Consider the following 4,896-nt stretch of genomic DNA (forward strand, 5'->3'; position numbering starts at 1 on the left):
AAGACATGGCTGAAACACTCCAGTCATCGTTTTACGCAGAGGTCGGCGGTCTCCACGAGTAACGGCCAGTTTGTGGGAGGGCACAACGCTTTTGCCGGACTCCGCCGTCATCAGTACTATGGCGGAACACGCGACAGTGCTTGTCACTGGCGGGACCGGCTTCATCGGCTCGTACGTTTCGAAGCAGTTCCTCGAACACGGACACGACGTCATCGCATACGACCTCTCTACGGACACGCGCATCCTGGAGAAACACGATATTGCCGACGACGTCGAAGTCAGACGAGGAGACGTGAGCGACGCGACTGACGTGGTCAGCGCGGTTTCTGAGACCGGAACGACGCATATCGTTCACCTCGCTGCACTCTTGACTAACACGGCCGAGAGTAACCCTCGCGCGGCCATGCAGGTGAATATCGAAGGTACCAGTAACGTCTTCGAGGCCGCCCGAGCCCTCGATGACCAGGTCGAACGAGTCGCTTGGGCATCCTCTGCGGCAGTCTACGCGCCGCCCCACAACTACGACGACGGCAGCGACTGGTGGGTCACCGAAGACGACTTGGTCTACCCGGATACGCTCTACGGGGCGACCAAGGAGTACAACGAGCACCAGGCCCGTGTCTACAACGAGGAGTACGGCGTCAGTCACGTTGCAATCCGGCCAACCGTTGCATACGGTCCGTACCGTGAGACCGGTGGGCCTGCGTTCCTCGCGAACATCGTCGAAAACCCCGCCGTCGGAGAGTCCTTCTCGGTCGAGTACGGTGACCAAGAAATCGACTGGCAACACGTCGAAGATATCGCACAGGGATTCCGCTTGGCGGCGTTTACGCCCGACGAAGAACTCTCCCAGCGCATCTACAACGTCCGCGGAGAACTTGCTACCGTCCGAGAGGCCGCTGAGACTGTCGAAGACATCATGCCCGACGCCGACATCGACGTGTCTGACGATGGCGAACTGCCGTGGACCCAACGCCTCGACATGACGAAAGCCCAAGAAGACTTGGGCTACGACCCGCAGTACGACCTCGAATCCGGATTCCGGGACTACATCTCGGTGCTCCGCGACGAGGCCGGACTGGACCCGATCTAGGCGCGCACGAACGATTGAACGTCGATTCGGCGACAGTCAAACGGACGACTCGGGTCCCAACGACGGCCAAAAGAAAACTCGGGTTCCGACGACAGTCAAACGGAGCCCCGGATTCAGTTCTGCGTCTGACTGTACTTGTCTACCCACTCTTTCAACGTGATTCCCATCGCAGATTCGGTGATGGCGTTCGAAGAGGCTGAATTTGCGCTTTTGACGAGTTCGGCTTCGAGCGTCCGCGTCGGTACTTCCCCGAGGAAGTGTGGAATCGCTCTCTGCACGTCCAGCGGGCAGCCGACTTCGTGGGCCAGCGCGTAGCCCGAGATGGAGTGGGGTATCTCTTCGCTGGCGTAGCGTTCGCGGTCCGTGCCATCGAGGAGTTCGGCATCGACGTGGTCGACGTACTCGTAGCACTTTCCGACGTCGTGGAGCAGACACGCCGCGACGATAACGTCGATATCCGGGTCTGCACCGTGGAAGTCGCGCTGAACCTCGGCGGATTGGAGCGCGATTTTCGTGACTCCGCGGACGTGTTCGACGTTGGTGATTTCGTGAATATTCCAGGCGTATGGAATGTCTTGGATGGTCTTCCAACCGCCCCGTTCCAGACCGAGTACCCAGGCTTCGACGACTTTCTCCCGAAGGCTATCGTCCTCAATCTGGCGGAGCGACGGGAACGCGTCTCGAACCTGGGTTTCGTAGTCCCGTTCCTCTCCCTCAGTAGCCATCGTGGTTCACGAGCGTGTTCTTCACGAGTTGTTCGCGGCCGATAAACCGCGGGCGCGCTTCGATAGCGAGGAAGTTGTCCACGTCTTCGCGCGCCTCAGCAGCCTTGCCACCCGTCGCCTCGTAGTCGCGGGAGCCCTCACTGCCCAGTGCGTCGTAGAGTTTGTCGATGTCGTCGAAGTAGAGTTCAGCGACGCCGTCGAATTCGGCGTTTTCGGGGTCCGTCGGAACCACCTGACAGTAGCGGACGACACCATCGATCTCCTTTGCGATGGGCGTGTGGGTGTGCTGCCAGTGGTCGAGGAACTCCTCGTGGGTCATACCCTCCTTTCGGACGAGGAACGCAGAGTGCTTGTAGAGACCGTCGGTGTCGCCGTCGACTTCGTCCTTGACGACGCGCTCTCTTCCGATCAGACGCGGGCGACGCTCCACGTCGAGGAAGTTATCTACGTCCTTGCGAGCCTTCGCTGCGATTTCTTTCGTCGGGTCGTAATCGCGCGAGCCCTCGCTCCCGAGTGCCTCGTGCAGTTCATCTAGCGTCTCGAAATAGAGTTCGGCCAACCCGTCGAACTCCGCGTGTTCGGGCTCGGTTGGGAGGACTTGCTGGTACCGAACGACTCCTTCGATATCCTTCGCAATCGGTGTATGGGTGTGTTGCCAGTGTTCGACGAACGCTTCGTGGGACATGTCCGGCTGACGTACTAGTAGCGCGACGTGCTTGTACATGGATGTACATCTCGTTGTGGCGTCTATTAAAATATGAGGAATCAGTAAGAAAGTGTGATTCTGTTCGTCCTTCCGAGCGACAGACTCCCAGCAGTCATAACCCCAATGACTATCTTGATAATCATCCGGGAAGAATCACGGGAACGAGTATGTACGAGCGGAGTTTCATGGAAGGCACGCGCGGAACACAAGCTGTTGACTGGGAAGAGCGCATCGACGTCAAGCGCCTCCGCGAGGAACGGTACGAGAAGGCTCTCTCGCGTTTGCAGGACTCGGAGCTCGGGAGTATGCTCCTCGTCTCCGACCCGAATATCCGCTATGTCACCGGGCTCGCGATGACTGGTGGCTCCGGAGCCGACCACTACACCCTGTTGACCGAAGACGGTGATATCGTTCACTGGGACACCGCCGACCACGCGAGTAATCAGCGGTTCAACTGTCCTTGGTTGGACGACATCCGCTATGCGTGCCCCGGACTGGGGAACGTCCCGCGCGCGTCCGGCAGCGACTCAGCGCGCAATTGGCTCAAACAGAAGATGGCCAATCTCGTCACGGAGGCGATGGAAGAGTACGGCGTCCACAAGGAACCGATGGGCCTCGACGTGGGTAACCAGGGGCTCATAAGCGCCTTCGAGAACAACGGTGTGGAAACTCGAACTGAGGAGTGCGTCGATCTGATGCACGATGCACGGAAAATCAAGACGCAGGACGAAATCGAGTGCCTGCGTATGGTCGCAGCCATCTGTGAGGCTGGCTTCCAGAAAATCAAGGAAACCGCCCGCCCGGGAGTGAAAGAATCCGAAGTCTGGGGCCACGCGAGTAAGGAACTCTGGCGGCACGGCGCGATGGTCCAAGGCGGCTACGTCACGTCCGGCCCGAACACGTGGCCGAAACATCAGGCGAACACGACCGACCGGCAGATTCGCCCCGGTGACATCGTCTATGCCGACTTCTACAACATCGGCTACCTCGGTTACCGGTCGTGTTACTACCGAACGTTCTCCATGGGTGAGCCGACGAAGGCGCAAAAGGACGCCTACGAGACGGCCCGAGACAATCTCTACGACGTGCTCGAACGCATCGAACCGGGTGCGACGACCGACGAAATCTGCAAGGGCTTCCCCGACATGGAGGGCGAACACGCTGACTGGTACGGTGCCGACGAGCACTGGCAGATGACGACGAACCACTGGGCACACGGACTCGGCCTCCAACTCTACGAGGTCCCGCTCATCTGGCGCGGTCTCTCGCCGGACCACCCCATCGAAATCGAGGAGGGGATGACGATGGCCGTCGAGACTATGGAGCCTGCAGACCGCCAAGGGGTCCGCGTCGAGGAGATGGTCGTCGTCCGCGAGAACGGCGTCGAAATCCTGAGCCAATGGCCGGTCGAAGAGATTACGCGTATCGACTACTGAAACCCCGACTATAGTAGCGTTTGTAACTGGTGACATTTCACGCTACGCGCAGCAGTTTCTGATTTTTGAGGGGCCTCTACCAACGTGGGGTGCGTGGACTCGTGCGGCAAGACGTATGGCAAGAATACGGCGACGAGTAGGGACGATTCGGGAGAGATACTCAGAAGCCGACGGTCTCGAAGATACCTTCTTGAATCCGCACCGCCTGCGGCAGGTAGTAGTCCTCGACGCCGTGAAGCGGTACCGGCGCATCGAACCCGGTAATACGCTTGATGGGTGCTTCCTGATAGAGAAGCGCCTCTTCTTGAATCGTCGAGGAGACTTCTGCTCCCAGTCCTGCCGTCTTCGGAGCCTCGTGGACGACTGCGGCGCGGCCGGTCTTCTTGAACGACTCGACAATCGTCTCGGTGTCGAGCGGAGACAACGTGCGCAAGTCAACGACCTCGGCATCGACACCGTGCTCGTCCGCGAGATTATCCGCGGCGATGAGTGTCGGGCGCGTCATAGCCCCCCACGTGTATACCGAGATATCGCTTCCTTCTCGACGGACCGAAGCGTCGGAGAGCGGAACTTCGTAGCTTCCCGTCGGAACCGCTTCCTTGAAGGCCCGGTAGATGAGCTTTGGCTCGAGGAAAATCACCGGATCCGGGTCTCGAAGGGAGGCGATGAGGAGGCCCTTGGCGTCGTACGGCGTGCTCGGGCAGACGACCTTCAGTCCGGGCTCGTGGGCGAAGAAGGCCTCTTTCGATTCCGAGTGGTGTTCCGGTGCGTGAATCCCGCCGCCGTAGGGGGCCCGCACGACCATCGGTACCGTGTACTGTCCGTGACTCCGACTCCGTAACCGGGCGGCGTGACTCACGAGTTGGTCGAACGCGGGGTAGATGAACCCCATGAACTGCATTTCGGCCACCGGGCGCAGTCCGGACAGTGCGAGGC

5 protein-coding genes are annotated in these 4,896 nt (G+C 59.7%); 2 read left to right on the forward strand and 3 right to left on the reverse strand.

What is annotated here, in order from left to right; translation table 11 throughout:
- Window positions 1-118: 118 nt before the first annotated feature.
- A complete protein-coding gene (locus QT222_RS06610; protein ID WP_491476703.1) occupies window positions 119-1,093 on the forward strand; it encodes an NAD-dependent epimerase/dehydratase family protein in 975 nt (324 codons plus the stop codon).
- A 113-nt stretch (window positions 1,094-1,206) separates the two neighbouring features.
- On the opposite strand, the gene QT222_RS06615 is transcribed toward QT222_RS06610, so the two are convergent.
- Both QT222_RS06615 and QT222_RS06620 read right to left on the reverse strand, forming a co-directional pair.
- Window positions 1,207-1,818: an HD domain-containing protein gene (locus tag QT222_RS06615; RefSeq protein WP_004061081.1), complete on the reverse strand. Its 612-nt coding sequence runs from the start codon at window positions 1,816-1,818 to the stop codon at window positions 1,207-1,209.
- Entirely contained in the window at window positions 1,808-2,542 is a 735-nt protein-coding gene (locus QT222_RS06620) for an EthD domain-containing protein (protein WP_014732728.1), read from the reverse strand. The genes QT222_RS06615 and QT222_RS06620 overlap by 11 nt, the downstream gene beginning before the upstream one ends.
- 149 nt (window positions 2,543-2,691) lie before the next feature.
- Here QT222_RS06620 and QT222_RS06625 point away from each other — a divergent pair, with 149 nt between their 5' ends.
- Entirely contained in the window at window positions 2,692-3,960 is a 1,269-nt protein-coding gene (locus QT222_RS06625) for a M24 family metallopeptidase (protein WP_491476704.1), read from the forward strand.
- A 160-nt stretch (window positions 3,961-4,120) separates the two neighbouring features.
- Here the strand turns inward: QT222_RS06625 and QT222_RS06630 are convergent.
- Window positions 4,121-4,896 (reverse strand): alpha-ketoacid dehydrogenase subunit beta (locus QT222_RS06630; protein WP_491476705.1); only part of this gene is annotated, 776 nt, incomplete at its 5' end.

The sequence above is a fragment of the Haloferax sp. s1 genome (assembly GCF_058382125.1).